General features: G+C 63.9%; 19 protein-coding genes. 2 read left to right on the top strand and 17 right to left on the bottom strand.

Going from position 1 to position 20,296, the window contains the following annotated elements:
- Window positions 1–6: 6 nt before the first annotated feature.
- Window positions 7–1,548 carry an FAD-binding oxidoreductase gene (locus OKA05_RS13560; RefSeq protein WP_264487694.1) on the bottom strand — a complete coding sequence of 514 codons (1,542 nt, stop codon included), beginning with the start codon at window positions 1,546–1,548 and terminating at the stop codon, window positions 7–9.
- Between the two features lie 59 nt (window positions 1,549–1,607).
- Complete coding sequence (locus OKA05_RS13555) at window positions 1,608–2,228, bottom strand: hypothetical protein (protein WP_264487693.1); 621 nt, start codon at window positions 2,226–2,228, stop codon at window positions 1,608–1,610.
- A 135-nt stretch (window positions 2,229–2,363) separates the two neighbouring features.
- Between OKA05_RS13555 and OKA05_RS13550 the strand changes: the two genes are divergently transcribed.
- Window positions 2,364–3,293, top strand: coding sequence for an AEC family transporter (locus tag OKA05_RS13550; protein WP_264487692.1), 930 nt, complete (start codon window positions 2,364–2,366; stop codon window positions 3,291–3,293).
- A gap of 48 nt (window positions 3,294–3,341) precedes the next feature.
- Here the strand turns inward: OKA05_RS13550 and OKA05_RS13545 are convergent, their stop codons facing one another.
- The 3 genes from OKA05_RS13545 to OKA05_RS13535 form a co-directional block, all read right to left on the bottom strand.
- Complete coding sequence (locus OKA05_RS13545; RefSeq protein ID WP_264487691.1) at window positions 3,342–3,920, bottom strand: hypothetical protein; 579 nt, start codon at window positions 3,918–3,920, stop codon at window positions 3,342–3,344.
- 132 nt (window positions 3,921–4,052) lie between these two features.
- Window positions 4,053–5,534 (bottom strand): SUMF1/EgtB/PvdO family nonheme iron enzyme, encoded by a 1,482-nt coding sequence (locus OKA05_RS13540; RefSeq protein ID WP_264487690.1) that lies wholly within the window; start codon window positions 5,532–5,534, stop codon window positions 4,053–4,055.
- A 16-nt stretch (window positions 5,535–5,550) separates the two neighbouring features.
- Window positions 5,551–6,711, bottom strand: coding sequence for a hypothetical protein (locus tag OKA05_RS13535; protein ID WP_264487689.1), 1,161 nt, complete (start codon window positions 6,709–6,711; stop codon window positions 5,551–5,553).
- A 153-nt stretch (window positions 6,712–6,864) separates the two neighbouring features.
- Between OKA05_RS13535 and OKA05_RS13530 the strand changes: the two genes are divergently transcribed.
- Window positions 6,865–7,446, top strand: a complete 582-nt coding sequence (locus tag OKA05_RS13530; protein ID WP_264487688.1) for a DUF7738 domain-containing protein — start codon at window positions 6,865–6,867, stop codon at window positions 7,444–7,446.
- A 65-nt stretch (window positions 7,447–7,511) separates the two neighbouring features.
- On the opposite strand, the gene serS is transcribed toward OKA05_RS13530, so the two are convergent.
- From serS to nadE, 12 genes are all read right to left on the bottom strand, one after another.
- Window positions 7,512–8,795, bottom strand: coding sequence for a serine--tRNA ligase (gene serS / locus OKA05_RS13525; RefSeq protein WP_264487687.1), 1,284 nt, complete (start codon window positions 8,793–8,795; stop codon window positions 7,512–7,514).
- Between the two features lie 44 nt (window positions 8,796–8,839).
- Window positions 8,840–10,114 (bottom strand): serine/threonine protein kinase, encoded by a 1,275-nt coding sequence (locus OKA05_RS13520; RefSeq protein WP_264487686.1) that lies wholly within the window; start codon window positions 10,112–10,114, stop codon window positions 8,840–8,842.
- A 75-nt stretch (window positions 10,115–10,189) separates the two neighbouring features.
- Window positions 10,190–11,989 (bottom strand): hypothetical protein, encoded by a 1,800-nt coding sequence (locus tag OKA05_RS13515; protein WP_264487685.1) that lies wholly within the window; start codon window positions 11,987–11,989, stop codon window positions 10,190–10,192.
- Window positions 11,990–12,092: 103 nt separating this feature from the next.
- On the bottom strand, window positions 12,093–12,314 hold the full coding sequence (locus tag OKA05_RS13510) for an RNA-binding protein (protein ID WP_264487684.1): 222 nt from the start codon (window positions 12,312–12,314) through the stop codon (window positions 12,093–12,095).
- A 253-nt stretch (window positions 12,315–12,567) separates the two neighbouring features.
- Window positions 12,568–13,293: an AIM24 family protein gene (locus OKA05_RS13505; RefSeq protein ID WP_264487683.1), complete on the bottom strand. Its 726-nt coding sequence runs from the start codon at window positions 13,291–13,293 to the stop codon at window positions 12,568–12,570.
- A 129-nt stretch (window positions 13,294–13,422) separates the two neighbouring features.
- Window positions 13,423–14,655, bottom strand: a complete 1,233-nt coding sequence (locus tag OKA05_RS13500; protein WP_264487682.1) for an LL-diaminopimelate aminotransferase — start codon at window positions 14,653–14,655, stop codon at window positions 13,423–13,425.
- A gap of 13 nt (window positions 14,656–14,668) precedes the next feature.
- Window positions 14,669–15,682, bottom strand: coding sequence for an AAA family ATPase (locus OKA05_RS13495; RefSeq protein ID WP_264487681.1), 1,014 nt, complete (start codon window positions 15,680–15,682; stop codon window positions 14,669–14,671).
- Window positions 15,679–16,332 carry a nicotinamide riboside transporter PnuC gene (pnuC, locus tag OKA05_RS13490; protein WP_264487680.1) on the bottom strand — a complete coding sequence of 218 codons (654 nt, stop codon included), beginning with the start codon at window positions 16,330–16,332 and terminating at the stop codon, window positions 15,679–15,681. Before pnuC ends, OKA05_RS13495 begins: the two co-directional genes overlap by 4 nt.
- On the bottom strand, window positions 16,329–16,934 hold the full coding sequence (gene pncA / locus OKA05_RS13485; protein WP_264487679.1) for a bifunctional nicotinamidase/pyrazinamidase: 606 nt from the start codon (window positions 16,932–16,934) through the stop codon (window positions 16,329–16,331). Before pncA ends, pnuC begins: the two co-directional genes overlap by 4 nt.
- Window positions 16,931–17,860: an ADP-ribosylglycohydrolase family protein gene (locus OKA05_RS13480; RefSeq protein WP_264487678.1), complete on the bottom strand. Its 930-nt coding sequence runs from the start codon at window positions 17,858–17,860 to the stop codon at window positions 16,931–16,933. Before OKA05_RS13480 ends, pncA begins: the two co-directional genes overlap by 4 nt.
- Before the next feature lie 5 nt (window positions 17,861–17,865).
- Window positions 17,866–18,360, bottom strand: a complete 495-nt coding sequence (locus tag OKA05_RS13475; protein ID WP_264487677.1) for an O-acetyl-ADP-ribose deacetylase — start codon at window positions 18,358–18,360, stop codon at window positions 17,866–17,868.
- Complete coding sequence (gene nadE, locus OKA05_RS13470) at window positions 18,357–20,291, bottom strand: NAD(+) synthase (protein WP_264487676.1); 1,935 nt, start codon at window positions 20,289–20,291, stop codon at window positions 18,357–18,359. Before nadE ends, OKA05_RS13475 begins: the two co-directional genes overlap by 4 nt.
- Window positions 20,292–20,296 lie beyond the last annotated feature (5 nt).

Raw genomic sequence — 20,296 nt, 5'->3', positions numbered from 1 at the left:
TCCGCCTCAATCGTCCAGAAACTTGCCCGGATTCAAGATGCCCTGCGGATCGAGGGCATCCTTCAGCGCAAGATGGACGTCAAAGGCGACCTCACCGAGCGCCTGACGAATCCACGGCTTCTTCGCCAGACCGATGCCGTGTTCGCCGGTGATGGCGCCGCCGTGGTCGAGCACCCAGGCGAAGAGCAGGTTGAGCGCATGCTCCGCCTTCTCGCGCGTCGCTGGATCCTCGAAGCCGGCCACCATCAGGTTGGTGTGGATATTGCCATCCCCGGCATGGCCGAAGCAGGCGACCGGGATGCCGGTGTCTTCTTCGAGTCGCCGCGCGAAATCGACCAGAGCCACCAGCTTTGAGCGCGGCACCACGATGTCTTCGTTGAGCTTGGTCAGGCCGGTATCGCGGAGAGAGTAAGAGAACTCGCGCCGCAACTGCCAGATCGCCTCGCAGTCGGCCTCCTTGGTCGCGCGGTCGATGCGGGTTGCTCCCACTTCTCCTAACAGGGCTTCCAGCTCCTTCAGCTCGCTCTTCACGGCGGCGGGGCGGCCATCGATCTCGACGATGAGATGAGCCTGGCCCTCCGGCAGCTTGTCTTCGCCCAGCCGCTTGCGTGCGGCGGCCAGTGTGAAGCCATCGGTGATCTCCAGGGCGGAGGGCAGGTGGCCGCGGTTGAGAATGGTTTGCACCGCTGCCGCCGCGGCGGGAAAGTCGCCGAAGACCGCCGCCAGCATCGCGCGCGAGGCTGGCTTGGGAATCAGCCGCAACGTGATCTCGGTGACCACGCCGAGCATGCCCTCCGAGCCGGTGAAAATTCCGCAGAGGTCGAAGCCGGTCTTGTTCTTGTGGACGCGGCCGCCGCAACGCATCACGCGGCCATCCGCGAGCACGACTTCCAGCCCGAGGACGTAACTGCGAGTAACGCCGTACTTCAGGCAGCGCGGGCCGCCGGCATTGGTGGCGATGTTGCCGCCGATCGAGCACTCCTTCAGCGACGCCGGATCCGGCGGGTAGTCCCAGCCGACCGCGCGCGCGGCTTTCTGCACTTCCACGGTGATCACGCCGGGCTGCACCACGGCCACGCCGTCGGCGGGATTGATTTCGACGATCCGGTTCATCCGCGCGACCGAAAGCACGATCCCGCCGGTCACCGGGACACAGCCGCCGACGTAGCCGATGCCCGCGCCGCGGGTCGTCACGGGGATGTTCTGCCTGGAGGCGAAGCGCAGCGTCTTCGAGACGTCCTGGACGGATTCGGCGAAGACGACCAGGTCGGGCGGATTCCGGGCATACCACTTGTCGGCGGCGTGCTCCTCCAGATCGGCGGCGCGGATCGAGACCTTTCCCGGCCCCAATAGCTCGCTGAGCTCCGCGGCAATCTCGGCCACGGAGAAATCGTGTGTCTCCTCTGGAGCCGGTGCCGTCGCCGCGGTTCCCGGCTTGTCGAGGTCGTCGAAGATCTCCTCATCGTGGTGGCCGCCCCGGGCATGTCTTTCTTGCCGGGTGGCGCTGCCGGAGGTGATCCAAGTCGGGCGTTTGGGCGGAAGGGGCACGACCAAGGATTTCTCCGGTATGCCTTCCGGTCAACCCGCGAGCTTGTCGTTGCGGCGCCTCAGCACATGTTGGGCGTGGTATGGCGGTGCCGCATCACCGCGCCGCCTTTGCCGATGATCCATCGCACGGTCGCCCGATGGCCGCAGCACGCATCGGTGTCGAGGATGCGCCACTCGATCAAGGCGGTGCCGCCGTCGGCGGAAAGGATCACCTTCGGGCCTTCCAGACCGTTGAGAAATTCGTCGAATTCCGGGTGAAGCTCTTCCGGGACCTGGTCCTTTTTGAGCGGCGTCGAATCGATCAGGCAGCCGCCAAAGTCGTTCCAAAAACGCTTGGCGACGGGGACCTCCCGGCCCTTCCACGTGAACCGGAAGACCTTGAGGATGCCATCCGTGGGCTGCAGCCAGCGAGGCAGCTTCTCGCCGCGAAAGGTATACTGCGATTCCGGTCCGCCATCGCCCGGGACCGTTTCCTCGATCACCTCGTCTTCCTTGGTGATCAGGGCGACCTCCAAACGAAGGTCGCCCTCGGGCGAGATGAAGGTGCCGGAAGTCTGGCGAACGACCGTTTCCGCCCACGCGGCGCGAGCGGTCCCGGCGTGGTCCTCGGGCTCAGCTTGCAAGCGTGGCACCATCACTGGAGTGACAGACGCTAGCGAAAGGAAGGTCCTGCGTTTCATCTCGCCACGAATACGGAGCCGGGAGCCGCCCGGCTTTCGCCTTCTTCACCGGCAGGGTCGTGGACATGTGATAGCGGTATGGCGAGGCGGTACACCGGTTGACATCGACCGCGCCGGTCGCGTTGATCGCCTCGCGTGTTTTTCCGGATCCTGCTCGATGTCTGCGCGCCGATCTTCCTGATCGTCGGCGCGGGCTGGCTGATGGACCGGAAGTTCAAGCTGCACCTGGAGACCCTGGTGAAGCTGAACATCTACCTGATGGTCCCGGCCTTCATCTTCACCCGGGTGGTCAGTGCGGAACTCGGTGGCACGGAGGCCCTGCGGATTGCCGGGTTCACGTTCTCGACCATCGCGCTGATGTTCATCGGCAGCGCCATCGCGGGCCGCTTGTTCCGGATGCCGGCGAGCGAGAAGCAGGCGCTTTCACTGGCCTCGATGTTCTACAATTGCGGCAACTACGGCCTGCCGCTGGTCACGCTGGCCTTCGGCGACTTTGCCGCGGAGGTGCAGATCTTCGTCCTCGCGACGATGAACGTCGCGACCTACACGGTCGGGCTTTTCCTCGCCCAGGCGCGCGGCGAAAGCCCCGGCTCGCACCGCCGGGCACTGATGAAAATGCTGCGCCAGCCGACCCTTTACGCGATGGCCGCCGGTCTCATCTGCCGTGGCCTCGGCGTGCGGGTGCAGGAGTGGATCTGGCTGTGGCAGCCCTTCGATCTGATCCAGGCGGCACTGATCGGCTTCGCGCTGGTCACGCTGGGCGTGCAGATGTCGCAGACCAAGCCCGCGCCATTTCGCGCCGGCCTGTGGTCGGCGATGCTGCTGCGGCTAGTGATTTCACCGGCGCTGGCGGTGTTGCTGGTGATGGCGTTCGGCTTCTCGCGCGAGGTCTCGGCCTCGCTGATCCTTGCCGCTGCGGCTCCCACGGCGGTGAATACGGCCCTGCTCGCCCACGAGTTCGGCGGCGACGTGTCCTTTGCCACTTCGGCGGTTTACTACAGCACGCTGATCAGCCTGATCACCACGCCAGCGCTGGTGTATGCGCTGAAGCTGTGGCTGGGGTGAACGTCATTGGCGCATCAGCGGGAGCGATTGAAGATGCCGATGACAGGCTTATGGCCCGTCGGTTGCAGCGCCTCGTTCGGAGGTCTTCAGCAAGTCGCCAACTGGGTAGCGCCAAGTATGGCTGCCAGCCTTCAGGCGGAATCGACCTTGGTATATCGAGACGGAGTCTAACGGAGATTGCGATTCCTGCTCAATGAGGCCGCCTACGAAAATCCAACTTTTCTCAGTCGTTGGATCGAAAGTTAGCGCCCTCATGGGAATACTCTTTTTGGCAGAGGAATGGAGGGTGAAAGAGAATTTCCCTTGGCTGTCTGTAACGGCAGCCAAGGAAGGCAAACGATCGGGCCCACCGAAGAAGATCGGATAGCCCTCCATCGCCGTGCCAACATTGAAGTGACGAAGTTCTCCGCTGAAGATCCAGGTATCGGCAGTGGAAGGATGTGGGATCGCCTTGATGTCCCGCAGAACCCATATCCACGAAGCTTCAGTATTTGGTACGGAATGGAAAGAGGGGTTGGCTTCCGTGCTGATGAATCGACCGGACTGTCCGTCGGACAGCTTGCCGAAATCCACTGCACTAACGCGATGGATGGTTAGGAGGATTCCGGCAATTAGAGCGATCTTCATACCTGTTAAACGGTAATGGGGATTTTACCCGGAATTCCGCTTTCTCTCTGTAAATGCTCTGCAAATACGAGGCCGCGTTCTCATGCCGCGAGTATCTCAGAAGTTCAACGCTGGCGTGCAATCAAGCACGAATCACTCCACCACACGGAAGCCCAGATCAGGCCGCCGCAGCGCGCGATCCGCAGTCCACTCGCGGGCGGTCGCGCCGGTCGAGGGCTTGAGATAGGAGCCGCCCATGAGCACCCAGTTTTTCTCTCCGAGCGGGTTGGCGGGATTGAGCGACTGGCTTTGCGTCCACTCCGCCACCGAGCCGGCCATGCCCAGCAAGCCGGCCGGCGTGCGGTCGGTCGGTGCGATCTCTTGGACAGGGCCCCATCCGGCAGGGCGCAGCGATGAGGGTTCGGGAAGTTGGAGGCGCATGGCGGCCCACCACTGCTCCTCGGTCGGCAGGTGCACGGTCTTCCACTCGCAGTAAGCCATGGCGTCCCACCAATCGACATTCACGACCGGGCACCCACGGCTGATGATGCGCCCCTGCCACTGGCCGCCGGTCTTGATCGCGGCAAGCATGTCGGCCCAGCCCTCCGGCTCGTGGGCGGTCTTTCCCGCAGGTTGGCTGGCGTGATCGTAGGCAGTCCGCCGGTCGGCGGGCAGGGCGGCCAGCACCTGCAGGAAGTCCTCATATTCGCCGATGGTGACCTCATGGGAGGCCAGCTCGAAGGCTGGCAAAGCCGACGTCCCACCGTCGGGTAGCGGATGACTGCCGGCGGGAATGACCACGGGTCCCGGGAGCGAGACAGCCGCTTTGCCATTACTCTTGCCCTTCAGTGCGAAGGCGCCGATCGCGGCGGCAATCGCCACGGCAGCCAATCCCAGCACCAAGGGCAACGACGATTTCTTCGACTGCGCGCGGGCGGTCGGCGGTGCTGCTGCGGCCGGGGTTTCCGCAAGTTGTTGCTCGATTTGCTCCGCATACGAACGGACTTCCGCCCATGTCAGAGAGCGATCCAGTCCCTCGCCGCGCATCCACGCGAGCAGCGTGAGCATCCGCGAGGCACCCGGGCGGCCGTCGGCCACCAGCGGGATGAGTTTCCGGCCGAGCGTCCCGATGTCAGCGGTGGAGCGCCCCGGCTCGCGCTTGCCGGCGCGGGCGAGATTGGCCACGCGAACGACGCCGTGGGTGTCGAGGAAGACGTCCCCCGCATCCATCGCCACGGTGGAGGTGCCATCCGCCTCCAGCGTCAGCGAAGCCTCGGCGACCCGGCGCAGGATGTGGGCGACCTGTGCCGGCTTCATCGCCTCACGGGCGTGCAGTCGGTCGGCCAGGGAGGCGCCGGGCAGCCGCTCGAGCGCGGCGAAGCAGTGGTCGGGCAGGGTGACCGCCTCGTATACCGAGCCGATCAGCGGATGATCGACGGCGGCCTGCGCGCGGACGTCGGCCAGGAAGGCATCGCGCGAGTGGAGCGCGGTCGGCTTCAGTTCGATGACCACCACGGGCCGGCGGATCGAGTGCTGTTCGGCCAACCATGTGAGGGAGGTCGGGCTTTCGGCGAGGACTTCGTCGAGGCGGTAGTCGCCAATGAGAGTGCCGGCGCGGGCTCGGAAATCGTCCATGAAATCAGATCAGCGATCAAGGAGGGGGCAGCGGCAGGTCGCCGTTCGGGTCGGCTGGAAGGTTAGGCAGGAAATCGCCTTCGCGGCTGGGCAGCAATCCCGGGCTCATCATGTCCTCGGTGAGGAATTCCGGCATCTGGTCCCAGGGATTGCCCTGTTGCTGTTGCGTGAGCGCCGGGCTTTTCGAGGAAAGGTGACGGGGCCAGGCCTGGGTATCGAGGACCTCGCCCTTGTAGATCAGCTCCACGACCTGGCCGTAGTACTCGCGCTTCCCGAAGAGGTGCTCCTGCTGGAGATCGTCCGTCGGCAGGATGTAGGTGAAACGAACCAGCTCTTCGCCGGTGGCGAAGTCGAAGGGCAGGGTCGCGTACTTCACGTTCTCTTCCTTCACGCCCACGACGGTCGGGAGGATCTCCCGTTTGCCCTTTTTCATCATGGAATCGTAGAAGGAAACCTTCACCTCCAGGTCGCCTTCTTCGAGTTCGGTGGTCGATGCGGCATGCACCGGCACCGTGACCACCACGCGCTGACCTTCCTCATGGTCGTTGTCCTTGAAGATCCGCACCCTGCCGAGGGCCATCTCGCCGCGCAGGTCGGCGGGCATCGCGATGCCATTCGCCAGCTTCTCCCCGGCCAGGGCGTAGAGCGATCCCGCACCGGTGGTGCCGAGGCTGAGAATCTGCTGGTAGGCATCCGCCGCTTGATCGGCATGCACCGGGTCGGCGGAGGCCATGTCCTCATAGATCAAAGCCTTCTCGTAGAGGACGTTCGGGTCCTTCGGCGCGATATCGAGGGCGGCTTCCACCTTGTTCATGGCCGTGGACATGTCGTCCGCGATCCGGGCCTTGCGGGCTTCGGCTACCAGTCGCTCCACCACCGGATCGGCAATTGCGGGAACTGAAAGCGGGCGCGGTGCCGGCAGCGGGGTGGTTTGCGGGAGCGGCGGCAGCTCGACGGGCTTCGGCGTAGGCGGAGCCACAGCGATCGCGGGCGGTGCGGCCTCCGGGGCCACGGTAATGACCTTGGACACCACTTTCTCGACGATCCTCACTTCCTGTGCCCGCTCGACGCGGACGGCCAGCGCCACCCCGGCAGTCAGGAGTTGCGCGAAGGCGACCAGCGCGAGACCCCAGCAGGACAGCCGGAATACAAGATCGGACCGCAAGTGATTGGGCATGCGGGGTACGCTAGGCGGCGAAAATCGGCGACGCAAGCAGCGACCTCGTGCCTTTCCGGGCGGGAATCTACGGAATTCACGGCCCAACGGAAGTCGAGCCCCGCGATTGGGCATTTACAGCGGGCAATGGCTGGAATCATCTCACAACACATCATGCGGCTGCTGCTTCCCTTCCTCCCCGTCCTCATGTTTCTCGCGAGTTCGCTGGCCTTCGGCGCCAACCCCGTTCCGGAACCATCGAAGATGGTGATCGAATATACGGATGCCGACGTGAAAATCGGCCCGCTTTCCTTCGTGGCAAGGAAGACCACCATGACCGAGGTCGAAGCCGCCCTTGGAAAGCCGGATCGCGTTGTGACGGCGGCCAGCAACGTTTTCAACTGCTATGATCGGCTGGGGTTACGCTTTGAATTTTCAACCTTCTCGAAGTCGAAGGCGGTGGACGTGAGCATCTTCATGGATGAGAAAGAGATCGCCAGCTCCGCCAACTTCGCTCCCGCCAAGGTTTTTGCGGGCGTGATTCGCTTCCGCGGTTTGGAGTTCAAGGCTCCCTGTAAGGCGAAAGACGTTTATCCGAAGCTCAACCCGCTCTTTCCCCGCAGCGAAGCCGTGCCGGGAAATGACAAGTTCGGAAACACGATATACCGGGTCGGGAACTGCCGGACGTCCTTCAACTTCCGCAAGGACTCGGGAGAGGTGACCTACATCAGACTCGACGGCCCGATGCCCAAGTAAGGCGGCGAAGCCGTAAGCAGGGTGGACTTGTTTTCCACCCTGCGTCCCTAGAACGTCGGCACCCCTTAGCGGATCTCCGTAGCGCCGAAGTAGGGGACCAGCGCGTCCGGGATCTTGATGGATCCATCCGGCTGCTGGTACTGCTCCAGAATCGCCACGTAGAGCCGCGGCAGCGCCGTGCCGGAGCCGTTCAGCGTATGGCAGAAGCGGTTTTTCCCTTCGCCGTCCTTGAAGCGCAGCTTCATGCGGCGCGCCTGGAAATCGCCGAACCACGAGCAGCTCGAGACCTCGAGATACTTCCCGTGGCCGGGTGCCCAGACCTCGATGTCGTAGGTCTTCGCCGAGTTCGCCCCCAGGTCACCTGTGCACAGCTCGATGGTGTGATAGTGCAAGCCGAGCTTCTGCAAGACCGACTCGGCATGGCCTGTCAGGGCCTCCAATGCTTCCAGGCCTTGGTCCGGGTGGACGACCTGGACCAGCTCGACCTTGTCAAATTGGTGCATGCGGATGATCCCGCGGTTGTCACGGCCCGCGCTGCCTGCCTCACGGCGGAAGCACGGCGTGTAGGCGCACAGCCGCTTCGGCAGGTCGGTTTCGTGGAGCAGCGTGTCGCGGTAGAGGTTGGTCACCGGTACCTCGGCGGTCGGCGCCAGGAAGAGCTGATTGCGGCCGTCCTCGCCGGCGTCGGTGCCATACATGTCGTCCTCGAATTTCGGGAGCTGGCCGGTGCCTTCCATGCACTCGCGCAGCACCACGTGAGGCACATTGACCTCCTCGTAGCCGTTTTCGCCCGACTGGAGATCGAGCAGGAAATTGATCAGCGCTCGCTCCAGCTTGGCCCCCTTGCCTCGGTAAACGGCGAAGCCGGAGCCGGCGATGCGCGTGGCATCATCGAGCGAAATGATGCCGAGCGCCTCGGCGAGCGTCAGGTGATCCTGCGCACCGGGGATTTCCCGCTTCTCGCCCCAGGTGCGGACGACCGGGTTGGCGGTCTCGTCCTCGCCCACCGGGCAGGCCGGGTGGGGGAGGTTGGGGATTTCCATCAGCAACTCGGCCTGGCGGGTGCCCGCGGCCTCCGACTCGGCGTCGAGGGCGGCGATCTTGTCGTTGATCTCGCGCACGGCGGCCTCGATGGCCGAGGTGTCCTCGCCCTTGGCCTTGAGCATGCCGATCTGCTTGGAGGTGCTCTTGCGCTCGGATTGGAGCTGCTGCTTTCCGGTCTCGGCCTTGCGGCGGGATTCGTCGCAGGCGAGCACTTCGTCAATGAGCGTCCAATGGTTGCCGCCGCGCGCTTTCAAGCGCTCGCGGACGGCATCGGTGTGTTCACGGATCTCGCGGATATCGAGCATGGCGCGGCGAGCCTTAGAGCATCGCCGGGCGGTCGTCCACCGCCCTACTTGGAAAATTGGGTCACGAGGAAGTAGATGATCACCAGCAGCAGCAGGCCGCCGACCACGGCGAGCAGATTGCGCTGGCCCTCGCTCATGCCCTTTTTCTTCTTCGCGGTGGAAAGATAGATCGTCGGGCCGCCCACCACGGCGCCGGGAGCCCGGCGGACCGTAGGAACCGGAGCCGTCATGGTCGCAGGCGGCGGCGGGAGGTCCGGGGGTGGTGGACCGGTGTCAGGCTCCAGGTCGGGAATCTGCACCGCCGTGGTGTGCACGCTCGGCGGCGCGCCATCCGGCGGGGCCAGCGGCTGGGGGGCCGTGTGGGTCTTCACCACATGGGTGGCCGTCATCGCGGTCGGCACCGGGGCTGGCCGCTGCGGGGCACCGCTGGCCATCCGCGGACGCAGGCCGGCCGGCGGCTGCGGAGAGGGGGTGGGCTGGGCGATCGCCTGCGACATCGGCTGGTCGAGCTGGATGAAGCTCTTCATGCTCTCGCGGCCGTTTTCCGGGCGCTCGGCCGGGTAACGGTTGATGTGCCACATCACCCAATCGGCGGCCCATTTCGGGATGTCCGGGCGGACTTCGTTGAGCGGGATGACCCGGTGCTCGAGGTGCGACGTCATCACCTGATGCGCGCTTTCCCCTTGGAAAGGATTCTGGCCGGTCAGCGTGAAGTAGTAGACGCAGCCGATGGAATACATGTCCAAGCGCGAGTCGATCGGCCCGCGCTCGAACTGCTCCGGCGCCATGTAAAAGATCGAGCCGAAGATGTCGCCTTGCTCGATCGTGTCGATGGACGTCTTCGGGCTGAATTTCGCGAGGCCGAAGTCGACGATCTTGGTCTGGAAGCGGCCGGACGGCAGCCAGTTGACCATGATGTTCGACGGTTTCAGGTCGCGGTGGACCAGGCCGAGATGTTGCGCGGCCACCAGCGCCTCTTGGATTTGCAGGACCAGCTCGCGGAAATCCGGCCACGTGAGCGGCGCTTTTTCCACGATCTCATCGAGCGTCTGGCCGGTCAGCAGCTCCATCACCACGAAGGGGCCGTCCTCGTCCGAGCCGACGTCGTAGATGGTGACAATGTTCGGATGCTGGAGCGCGGCGAGGGCGCCGGTCTCCTTCTCCATCTGCTTGGTGGCCTCATCGCGGTGCTCCGCATCGTCTCCGGAAACGATCCGTTTGACCGCCACCTCACGCTTCAAGGCGTGGTCCCAAGCACGGTAAACCGCGCCCAGTCCCCCTTGGCCGAGCTTACCACGGATCTCGTATCGTTCCTCCATGTAATGGGCTTTCCTCACTTTGAAGCCGCGTTTCCCCATGCGGCAATGAAGAAAAACCAGACCGGTTAGGTCGGCTCAGTCCGCATAGAAGCGGCGGACCCCGGTCCGCAGCAAAGGATCGCGGCGGCTTGATTCGTCAATCACGTCGTTTCCGGCACGTCGCAGACCGTGGTAAGCGGCGATTGCCTCGAAGCCTGCGTTCAGCGATCCCTGCATGGGATTGTGCTTCGACAGGCCGATCTCGACATTCTCCGGCAGTCCCTGGGGAGTGACCAAGCCCGCTTGGATCATGTGGCGCACCCCCTCCGAGTAGCGGCTGCCGCCGCTGAGTGCCAGGCTCATGAGCATGGCGTGCGGGTGCAGCCAGCGGATGCCCGGGGTATCCACGCCGTAGGCCTCGTAGCCATCGCCCGGCATGCCGCCCTCGCCTCCGGAAAGCCCGAAGATGCCGGCTTGGGCGGCCGGAGAATCCGGCCAGTATTTGACCACGTAGCGCGATTGCCGCTCTAACAAATCTCTCCGGGCCGCCGGCCAGACCGTGCCAGTCGGCAGGTCCGGCGTCTCCCGGTCGAAGTCGGGATAGAACAGGCTCTGGATCTCCGAAATGAACTGCACGCCCCGGAATACCTGGCCGCCCGGGTTCATTTTACCGCGGGGTTCCCGGCCGGCGACCATCGCCTCCAGCATCAGCACCAGCGCAGTCTCACCACCCCAGTCGCGCCACTGGCTGGCCAGCGGGGTGGTCCCGTCGGTCGCAAAGCCGTGGCTGATCCAGCCGTCGGCGGTGCTTGCGAGATCGAAGTCGAGGTCGGAAATGAGTGCCGAGATGGCGTCCTGCACGTCATCCAGCCCCAAGATATCGCCGGCGAGCCGCAGGCTGATCAGGGCGATGGCGGTGTCGACCGTGCTGTATTCCGTGCCGGGATGGACCACCGGGTTGCCAGTCGCATCGCGGCGGGTGAAGTGCGGGAGGAAGCCAGCCGCCTTGTTCATGCCGAGCAGGGCACGGGTCGAGCGGCGGATCTCGCCGGCCACCATCTCGCGGTCCAGCCAGCCCTCCGCGGCTCCCGCGGCGCTGGCCAGCGCGTGCATGCCGGAGGAGCTGATCGAGTCAAAGGTGCCGGCCGGCAAGTGCGCGCGGTCGCGGGTCAAGCCGCCTTCCGGGTCGTGGCAGCGCCGCAGTTTTCCGAGTGAGACGCGCATCAGCCACTCCTCGTCGGAGATCGCCGGCTTCGCCACATCGAAGCCGATGGCCGACACCTCGACCGAGCTGCCGGGCTCGGCCACCCAGTTGAAAAACTTCACCGGCCCCAAGTCAGCCGCCGAGAGCTCGAAGCGATGGCGCGTCCGCTCGCCGGGCTGGAGGATCATGGTCTGCGACCACTTCACCATCTTCCCCGGATCCGAAAGTTCCACCCGCAGCTCGCCCTGACCGCGGGCATCCACGGTCACCGCCACCACGCCGGCGCGGACTTCCGGTGGACCGCCCAAGCCGATCACGTCGGTGGGATCGAATAGCCGCTGCGTCTCCACCGCCAGTCCGGACAGCGAATGCCAGGCACCGGTCCACTCACCGTTCGATTTCGTGCGGATCGCGCCGGCCTTCGACTCCAGGCGCGCTTGGCCCGGGCCCATCCAGCCGAAGTCGGTCCCGAAGTGGGTGAAGTTATCGAAGGAGTTGATCGCCGGGGCGGCATCCGGATGGTCGCCGGGAAAGGAGATCGAGTAGTTGGTCACGGGCTGCCAGACGGTATCCGCCGGGGCCGCGGCCAAGCCGAGCGCCACTCCCCACACCGCCAACCGGACCGCCAGACCGCCGCGCCGGGCGGTGCTGCTCACGAAGCCGGGATTGAAGAACTTCAAGGGGGCTACCACTGCCCGCGAGTGAAGCGTAAAACCGGGAGGAAATCCACCCCTCCCATCGGGAAAGTCGAAAATTAGGGAAAACTAAGTAATTTCCCCCGGTTCGCCCCCCGCGTCAGTGGTTGTCGGCGGTTTCCTTGATGTCACTCAAGGCGGCGATGAAGTCGCTGAGGATTTCCGCGGGCACCATGATGGTATCGCGGTTCCCGCCCACGTCTTCGGTGATCTTCACCACCATGCCACGTGAGTTTTGTTTGAGATCGAGGAAGAAGGTCTTCCGGTCGGCCAGGATCTTCTCCGTGTGCAACAGCTCGCTTTCCACGCGTTCCCCTTTCATAATTGTGGGTCGCAGTCTTCCGGGAGATCGTTGATTGTCAAGGAAAAGGCCGGGGGTGGCGCTATCAACAGGTGGGATTCCCGCGTCTCGTCGAGACTCAAGGAGAACTCATGTCCCTGTAGTTCGTTTTCTCGATCTCCTCCTTCACCTCCTCCATCTGGGACTTCAGCTCCTCGAGGTTTTCTTCGTTCTGCACGGTCTGGCGCAATTAGGGTTCGGCTGCGCTGTCACGGCGGTGGTGCCGACGTGCCGGTCAACCGCCGGTGGTCTGCATATAGACCTCCTCATACGGTTGCACGATCACGAACCCATCGCCCTCGAACCGCATCTGCATCGACTCGCCGGAGCCGCGGCCGAGGAAGGTCCGCAGTGATACGTCGGCCTTGAGGGTCGGGTTGAGATTGCCGCTCCACGCGATGGTCGCATTCGGATCGGTCATCAGCGGGCGGCCCGGTTGCACTCGCAGCGTCAGCGGCTGATAGTGGCTGGTGATGGCGAGCAGGCCGCTGCCATCGAAGCGCACGTTGAACAAGCCGCCGGCCATCATGCCGACGATCTTCTTCATCATCGTGATCTTGTGCTGGAGGCTGCCCTCGAAGGCGAGCACGTCATTGCCATTCACGATGAGGCTCTCGTTCTGGAGCTTCAGGATGATGATCTTCTTGCCTTGGTCGGCCAGGTAGAGCTTGCCGTTGCCATCGGCATAGGTCAGCCGCATGCCTTCACCGGAAATGGCGCGCTTGAGCAGGCTGCCGACGCCATGGTCGAGCATGCCTTCGCGGGTGAATTTGATATCGCCGTGATAGGCGACCATCGAGCCGGTCTTGGTATTCATCCGGCCGTTGAGGTTCACTTCGAGGAAGCGCGGGGATTCCAGCTCGAAGACTCCGTGACCGAGATCGCGCTGGGCGGTGCGGGCGACGAATTCCTGAAGGCTCTCGGCGGGATTGTTGGCGGGCAGCGAAGGTGGTGTGGACATAGGGGGCCTTCTCTAACCGAATCATCGGCGCGAGGCGAATCCAAACTCGGTGGCGAATTCGAACCGGGTGAAACGACAACTCCCCGGCGGCACGCTTGCCACCGGGGAGTGAGGAAAGGCAGGAGGGAATCAGCCTAGCAGCGCCGTCAGTCGTCGACAGACTTCCTCGACGTTCGCGCGCGAATTGAAGGCGGAAATGCGGAACCAGCCTTCACCGGCGGCCCCGAAACCGGCGCCTGGGGTGATCACGACCTGTGCTTCGCCGAGCATCTTGTCGAACATGTCCCACGAACCCAGGCCGGCCGGGCAGCTCACCCAGACGTAGGGCGCATTCACGCCGCCGAAGACCTGCAGGCCGACGGCCTTCACGGCTTCGACCAGCAGCTTGGCATTGCCCATGTAGTGCTCGATGAGCGCCTTCACCTCGGCCTTGCCCTGCTCGGAGAAGACCGCGGCGGCCCCCTTCTGCACGGGGTAGCTCGCGCCATTGAACTTGGTGCTGTGACGGCGGCTCCAGAGCTGGTGCAGCGGCACGCGGTTGCCTTGGTCATCCTTGCCGGTGACGGTCTTCGGGATGACGATGTAGGCGCAGCGGACACCGGTGAAGCCGCCGTTCTTCGAGAACGAGCGGAACTCGATCGCGACGTCCTTCGCGCCTTCGATTTCGAAGATCGACTTCGGAATGGAAGCGTCCTGGACAAAGGCCTGATAGGCAGCATCGAAGAAGATGATGGTGTCGTTTTCCTTTGCGTACTTCACCCAGGCCTCGAGCTGCGCGCGGGTGGCCACGGCGCCGGTCGGGTTGTTCGGGAAGCACAGGTAAACGAGATCCACGCGCTCCTTCGGCAGGTCGGCGACGAAGCCGTTCTCCGCGGTGCAGGGGAGATAGACGAGGCCACCGTAGGCGCCCTTTTCATCGGAGTCGCCCGTGTTGCCAGCCATCACGTTGGTATCGACATAGACCGGATAGACCGGGTCAGTGATGGCGATGACGTTGCCCTTGCCGAAGATGTCGAGGATGTTGCCGGTGTCGCACTTCGAGCCATCGGAGATGAAGACCTCATCCGCCGAGATGCCGAGGCCGGCGAACTCATTGTCCACGATGGCCTGGCGCAGGAACTCGTAGCCCTGCTCCGGGCCATAGCCCTTGAAGGTCTCGCGCACGCCCATTTCATCGATCGCCTCGTGCATTGCGGCGCGCACGGCGGCGGGCAGCGGCTCGGTCACGTCGCCGATGCCGCAGCGGATGATCTTGGCGGCCTTGTCCGGATTGGCATCGGAGAAGGCTTTCACCCGGCGGGCGATTTCGGGGAAGAGGTAACCGGCTTTGAGCTTGAGGAAGTTCGAATTGATCGAGGCCATGGCGGCGGGTGGTTTAGACGCCGCCCGGAGCGGGGGCAAGGCCTTCCTCGATCACCGGCCAGCGGGCGAAGATGATCGCTAGGGCGTCCTTCACCCGCTGCTCCCGGCCGCCGCGCAGCAGGTGCCAGGGGACGGATTGGGCCTCCAACGCCGACTCGAACCACCGGTGCATGTCGTTGCGGATGTGTTCCCCGTCGCGCAAGCCGTCCTGCACGAAGGGGATCTCGTCGCCGGTCAGGAGGTAAAGGTCGGCCCGGCACTCGTCGGCGATTGCATTCAGTCGCTCATCGTCGTGCCCCATGTAGCGCCGGTGCCAGAGCATGGTGGCAAAGGAGTTCGTGTCGCAGATCAGGACCCGGTTCGCCTCTCTCGCTGCCAGATCCTCGCGGCGGTTCTGCTCGCGGGCGATATCGAGAAACTCGGCGCTCTCCCAGATCGCCTCCCCGCGGGCCTGTTTCACCTCGCTGTATTCGCGCCCGTATTCCGAGACCCAAGTCGTCCGGAGAGCCGACGCAAGATCCATGGCCAGGGTCGTGGTGCCGGTCGATTCCGCACCGACGATGACCACCCGTTTCGCGAACCACCCGCGTACTGGAGCATCGATGAAATCCCACATCGCCAGCGCGTCCGTGCGCACCGCAGTGCCGCTGCAAGGGATGGTGATGCGGGCCTTGTCCACCAGAACGTGGGCACAGCCGAGGTGGGAGGCATAGCGGTCGCCGTAATCTTCAGAGGTGAAGACGGCATCCGGCGCACGTCCAAGCCAGCCGATCGTATTCTCCGCCCAGACGCGCGAGTCGTTCTCATCGTATCGGTCATCGATCAGCATCACCTCCGCGGATGGCACCATTTCGCTCAACCATCTGGCACGGAACTCGGGCGGGATCGGATCGATCGGCTTGCCGCAGATAATGACGATCACGCGATCACAGCGCGAAAGCGCGGTCTCGATGAGAAAGCGGTGGCCGCGATGGGGTGGCAGGAACTTGCCGATCACCACCCCGAGTCCGAAACGGTCGGGGTTCATGCGCGGGCGAGTTCCTTCTTCCATCGGATGAGGCCGACGATGCACAGGCCGATGAAACCCGCGTAGAGAATCGCGGTCAGCGGCAGTCCGCGGGACAGATAGAGTGGCACGTAGATGATGTCCGCCGCGATCCACAGCCACCAGTTCTCGATCCGCTTGCGGCACAGTAGATATTGAGCGGCGAGACACAAGATGGTGGTGACCGCATCCCACAATGGTGCAGCCCCATTCACCGAGATCAAAAGCTCACGCAGACCCCAGGTGCCCAGCGTTAGAAAGAGCACGATGCCGATCCATTCCGCGCGACGGGTCCGGGAAACGTTGAGCCGCGAGTGATTGGCACCGCCGTGCAGCCAGTGCCACCAACCCCATACGCCCAGCGCGAAATAAACACCCTGCAAGCCGAAGTCGGCGAACAACCGTGCACGCCAGAACAGCACCGCGAAAAACACATTGTTCAAGAGCCCGATCGGCCAGTTCCAGATATTGCCACGCGTGACGAGCCAGACGCAGGCCGCGCCCGTCGCGAAGCCGAGAGCTTCTGTTAGGTCGAGTGGCAGCCACTTCTGCCAAGCGCACAGGAGCAGAGCCGTGCACAGCACGGTCACGATGGAGGCTTCGAGCCGGAATCTCTTGGCGTCCGCTGTCATGCGGTGATGGTCACTCGCTTGGCTCGCATTTCCTCGATGGCTCCGTTCACATCACCGGGCTGGAGATTCACCCCGCGACAAGCGGGCAGGTGCAGCGTGACCTGGAAGCCCTCCGCCACGGCATCGAGCGCGGTGAACTTCACGCAGTAGTCGGTGGCGATCCCGCAGACGGTGACGTGCGTCACGCCCTGCTCGCGCAGCCAATCGGCGAGACCCGTCGAGTTCCGGCGGCCATTGTCGTGAAAGCCGCTGTAGCTATCGATCTCGGTTCGCGTGCCTTTCTGGAAGACGCGAGTGATCCGCCGAGTGTCGAGCCCCGGTGCGAACAGCGCACCGCCGGTATTTTCCAGGCAATGCACCGGCCACAAGGTCTGCGGCAAGCCGCCGAGGTCGACGCTTTCGAAAAGCTGCCGCCCCGGATGATTCGATGCGAAACTGCCGTGGTCCGCAGGATGCCAGTCTTGTGTGGCGACGATGATCTCAAAGCCATCCATGAGCTGGTTGGCGATCGGGATGACTTCATCGCCTCCCGGAACTCCAAGAGCGCCGCCAGGAAGGAAGTCGTTCTGCAGATCGACGAGGATGAGTGCGTGCTTGTTCATGAAACCGGGAGCGAAGTGGTGTGAAGCTTGGCTGCGAAATCGAGAATCATCTCCCGCCCATGCAGCTTCTCCAGCCATCGGTCGGGGATGCCTTCCAATCCATAAAACGCGCCAGCCATCTGGCCGTAGATCGCACCGGTCGTATCGGCGTCTTCGCCAAGGTTCACTGCCAGCAGCGCCCCATCCTCGAAGTTCTTCGCACGGTGAAATGCCCACAGCGCCGCTTCCAGCGATTGCACCACGTAGCCGGTGCCGCGGATTGCCGGAGGTCCCTTCTCCTTGAAGGAGCCCGCCGCAATCGCCGCAATGGCCGGATTCATCCCGTCCCACGACTTCCCGGATGGGTGATAGTGCGGTGCGAGCACCTCGTCCTTCAGTGCCCCGTGCATGAGTCCCCACAGCATCCCGCCGAGGTAGCGGCAGGCGTCCAGGCAAGCCGGGGCCTGATGCGTGCCGCGCGAACTTTCAGCGGCATAGTAGATCGCCTCGTCCGCGTTGTGGAAAAAGATCGGCACCGGAGCCAAACGCATGATCGAGCCATTGCCCGCCGAGTAAGTGTCGGTGCTGCCGCTCGCTGGCTCGCCGGATTTGACGAATCTCGAAAGCGCGGAGCTCACCGTGTTCCCGATGTCGAAGCATCCTGCCTTGGACGAACTCAGGTGGCCTTTCCTCCACCAGCGGACGTAGCGCTCCATCTGATCCCTCAGGTCAAAGCCCCGGCACTCGATCAGGCTTTCCGCGAGGCACAGGGCCATTGACGTGTCGTCCGTCCATTGGCCGGCTTTCAAATTGAATGGTCCGCCGCCGATCATGTCGGCGAGCGGCTTGAAGGCGCCGGGAGTAGTGAACTCCAGCGTGGTGCCAAGCGCATCGCCGACGGCAAGTCCGGCGAGGCATCCTTGGGCGTATTCGAGGGAAAGAGCCATGAGCGTCAGTCGAGGAGAGCTTGGTAAACTTCGAGATCCGGCTGCGAGAAACAGCAGAAGGTCACGTCCACTGCGGCACCGGACTCTGCGAGAAATCGTTTCACGGTGGTCACGGCCACCTGCGCGGCCTTCTCGATCGGATACCCGTAGATGCCGGTGCTGATGGAAGGAAAGGCGACGCTCGTGAGCCCGTGTTCCCTCACCAGCTTCATCGAATTTGCGTAGCAGTTTGCGAGGAGCTCCGACTCACCGTTGTTCCCGCCGCGCCAGACCGGACCGACCGTGTGGATGATGTGCTTGGCAGGCAACCGGTAGCCCTTTGTGATCTTCGCTTCACCCGTCTTGCACCCGCCGAGCAAGCGGCACTCGGACACCAGATCCTGCCCCGCGGCACGATGGATCGCACCGTCCACGCCACCGCCGCCGAGCAGGCTCGAGTTCGCGGCATTGACAATGGCATCGACGGCCAGCGTCGTGATGTTGGCTTGGATGGCTTTCATAGGGCATCGAGTTCTTCGCGGAAGCCGCCGCTCAGGATCGGCCAGCGGCACCAGGTCTTGGGGTCGAGATTCTCGTCATCGAGATGGAAGCCCGGGGCATAACGCTCGCGTTTCCACTGGTTGCGGCTCCACAGGGTGAAGAAGCGCCGCGTCCATACCCTGCGCGTATCCGCCGGATAGGCCGGGAACGCGATCTCCAGCAACTCTAGTACTTCCTGCGGCGACTTCCGGTCGCGGATCGCGGCGCGCTCGATGAAGTCCAGCACCGGATAGGGCATCAGGTCGCCCTCGTCGGTCTGGCCTTGTTCGCCCGGGCGCAGTTCGGCGGTCGGTTGCTGGACATTGATGGCTGCCAGTGCGGGAATCGGCCGGCGCTTCCCGCCAATCATGGGGCCGGTGGTTTCTAGCCATTGCAGCCACTCGCGCAGGAATGCCTTGTCGATGCCCGAGATGGGCGCGAGCCCGCCGGAGGTATCGCCGTCCATGGTCGCATAGCCGACTGCCGCCTCGCTGCGGTTGCTGGTGGAAATGAGCAGGGCATTGCGCAGGTTCGCCAGCATCCAGATGCCGGGCGAGCGGACGCGGGCCTGGATGTTCTGGAGCGGGATATCGTGATCGGCCCAAGTTAGCGGCGTGCCGAAGGCCTCCTCGATCATGGCAACGTAGCCGCGGTGGAGGGCCGAGACTTCGAGTTCGCGGTGCGTTGCTTCTAGTGCCTCGGCCAAAAGTCGTGCAGCCTCGCGGGTGACCTCGCCGCTGTTCTCCGTCGCTTGGTACGCCGTGAGTAGTAGGTCACCGAAATCCTTCGCCACCAGTTTGCCTCCGAAGCCTTCGCCGAGTTCTTCGAGCGCGAACTCGAACATTAGCCGTACCAGGCAAACCACCGCCGCCGAGTCTGCACCGCCGCTGAGCGAAACGACATAGCCACTCGACCTGCTCTTTCGCAGGTAGTCGAAGAGCCCGAGCGTCACCGCCCGCGTAAACTCCACGGTCTTTTCGTCCGGTCCCGCCAGCAGGTGATGATGGATCGCCACCGCCACCTCCGGCCATGCGAAGTCCGTGGTGATGAGTCCCGGATCGTTTGCCGCTGGTAGGGCAGGCTTATGACTCGCGCTGCGAGCCATCGCCAATCGTCCGGCGGTGATATCGACGGTCGCCGCCAGCACCCGGTGATCGGCAAATCCGAAGCGCGGGCTTTCGGCAATAACATGGCCTCCTTCTGCGACCAGCAATTGGCCATCGTAGATGATGCGACCGGCCTCGTTTCCTAACAGATTCGAGTAAACATACGCCGCGCCGAATGCCCGCGAGCCCTCCGCCACGAAGCGCCGCCGAATGCCGGCCTTGCCAAAGGCGAAATGACTGGCGCTGGGATTGAGGATCACGTCCACGCCGCGCGCCGCGAGCTTCGCGCCGGGACGATCTGCCACCCATGCATCCTCGCAGATCTCGAAGCCGAGCTTCACGCCACCGATCTCAAAGACGAGGTCGCCGATCGGCAGTCGCGTGCCGTCGGGGGCGACGAACTCGTCGCGCACGCCACCGGGCCACGGCTTGAACCAACGGGGTTCGTAGTGGATGCCATCACCCGCCAGGTTCTTCTTCGCGGCAAGGCCTAACAGCTCGCCATCCGCCGCGACGGCGGAAACATTGAATAGCGCGCGCTGGTGGAACACCGGCAGCCCGAAGGCGACGACCAGTCCGCGTGTCTCCGGCAAAAGATCTGCGAGCATCCGCCACGCCCGTTCCCAAGTCGCCGGGGCGAAGAATGCATCCTCGCAGCCATAGCCGGTGAGGCATAGCTCCGGCAGGCAGACCAGCGATGCGCCTTCACTCCGGGCATCTTCGAGCGCGGCGCGGATGCGCGATTCATTCCCCGGCCAATCCAGCGGGGTTTGGTTCAGGGCGACGGCGGCGAGTCGGAGGTTCATGGGAA

The sequence above is a fragment of the Luteolibacter arcticus genome, from assembly GCF_025950235.1.
Classification (GTDB): domain Bacteria; phylum Verrucomicrobiota; class Verrucomicrobiia; order Verrucomicrobiales; family Akkermansiaceae; genus Haloferula; species Haloferula arctica.
Note: the sequence above shows the minus strand (reverse complement) of the source record. Positions and strands in the feature narration are given on the sequence as shown.